This is a genomic window from Betaproteobacteria bacterium, from assembly GCA_016791345.1.
Classification (GTDB): Bacteria; Pseudomonadota; Gammaproteobacteria; order Burkholderiales; family JAEUMW01; genus JAEUMW01.
This window is the reverse complement of sequence record JAEUMW010000400.1, coordinates 1-1,674: the sequence shown is the minus strand read 5'-3', so window position 1 is coordinate 1,674 and position 1,674 is coordinate 1. Positions and strand designations below refer to the sequence as shown.

Below are 1,674 nucleotides of genomic sequence, written 5' to 3'. Positions count from 1 at the left end.
GCCGCCGCGCACCTTCGCCGCCAGACCGCTGACATCCAGGGCGGCTCCCGTTGCGTCGAGCGTGAAGTCTTTCACGGCGATTCGCTTGCCGTCTCCGGCGAACGCAACACCGCTCTTTCCCTGCAGCGCGAGATCGAGCTTCGGCGCCGCGCTTTGCACGCGACCGGAGAGCTCGATGGTGCCCGGCTGATCCGGCGCGATGCGCCCCGTCTTGACGGAGAGATCGCTCACCGTGAAGCTGCTCTTCGTCTTCTCGTCGCGATACTTGAGGGTGCCGTTCGCGAGCGAAAACGAGTCCACCGCGAAGTCCTTCCGCGCTGCTGGGGTACCGGTCGTATCAGGCCCCGCCGTCGCGGTACCGGCGGTGCCGGTGAGATCGTCGATGTTCAACCGGCCGTCGGCATCGCGCACGAGTTCGATCTGCAGTCCCTGCAACCGGATGTCGTCGATTCGCACCTGACGCTGCAGGAGCGGCACTACACCGAGTGCAAGATGAAGCGCGTCGACCGACGCGAAAACGTTCTCCGAGCCGCGCTCGCTCAACGTCGCCTTGCCAACGGTGATGCCGAGACGCGGAAAGAGCGAAAGCTCGACCTCGCCCGGCACGATGAGCGTGCGCCCGGTCTTCTCCTTCACCCACGCGACGGCCTGCGGTTTGTAGGCGTTCGGGTCGAAGGTGGCGGCGATGTACGCCGCGACGCCCGCGACGAGCACGATCACTGTCGCCGCAGCGATGAGGAAATATCTGATGGTTTTGTTCACGCGCTATCCGCCCCCACGGGCAGTGTAGCACTGGCGGCAAGGGGCGCTGCCCGCGTGCGGCGTGGTGCCGCTACCGCGCGATCACCCAGATGCCGGAGATGATGAGGGCTGCGCCCACCGCGGTACGGATCGAGATCGGCTCGCCGAGAAAGGCAGCGCCCATGAGCGGCACGAACAGGAAGGCGAGCGCCATGAACGGGTACGCCACGGACAAGGGAACCGTGCGCAGGAGCCAGATCCACAGAAACGTGGTCGCGACGTAGACGATGAGGCCGGTGATAAGGTAGGGATTGAACGCCAGATCGCGGCCCATCGTCAGTACATCCGTCGACGCCGTGGCGGACCGCGCTGCGATCTTGAAGAGCACCTGACCGCTGGAGATGCCGAAGACGCAGAGAATGGTGAGCAGGACGTTGGTGATGCTCATCGCTCGCCGTCGTCGCCTGGCGCGGCTTCGCGCACCTGTCCGCCCTGGCGGCGCACCAGCGCCCGATGGATCGCTCGCCGCGGCACCGAAGCGATGTCGTAGCCGACGAAGGCGAGCAGCAGCTGCACACCGACCAGCACCGGCAGGGCGGCCAGCATGACGGTGCCCGGCGCGGTCGCCACACCGGCGCTTGCCGAGGCGATCCAGTGCACCGCTCCATAGATCGTGCCGAAGGCAAGCAGCACGAGCCCGATCACGAGTTCGAGCGAGGCGATCGAAAAATCGCGCAGGAAATAGTTGTAGAAGATGCGCTTCACCGTGTTGCGCACGTTCTTGTAGAGAAACTCCGGAAGAACGCGGCCGACCTTCAGGCTGCTCGTCTCGTCGCCATAGCTCGCGTCCATGGGAACGTCCACGACCACCGCGCGCACCGTGTTGAGGCGGAACAGCAGGTCGGTCTCGAAGAAATAGCGCTCGCTGATCTT

3 protein-coding genes are annotated in these 1,674 nt (G+C 65.3%); all 3 read right to left on the bottom strand.

The window, feature by feature from the left end; translation table 11 throughout:
- A partial coding sequence (locus tag JNK68_15295; protein MBL8541710.1) for an AsmA family protein occupies nucleotides 1-762 on the bottom strand: 762 nt, incomplete at its 3' end.
- A 70-nt stretch (nucleotides 763-832) separates the two neighbouring features.
- Entirely contained in the window at nucleotides 833-1,189 is a 357-nt protein-coding gene (locus tag JNK68_15290) for an EamA family transporter (protein ID MBL8541709.1), read from the bottom strand.
- Nucleotides 1,186-1,674, bottom strand: a 489-nt coding sequence (locus tag JNK68_15285; protein ID MBL8541708.1) for a glycosyltransferase family 2 protein, incomplete at its 5' end; no start/stop codon positions are given. The genes JNK68_15285 and JNK68_15290, both read right to left, overlap by 4 nt.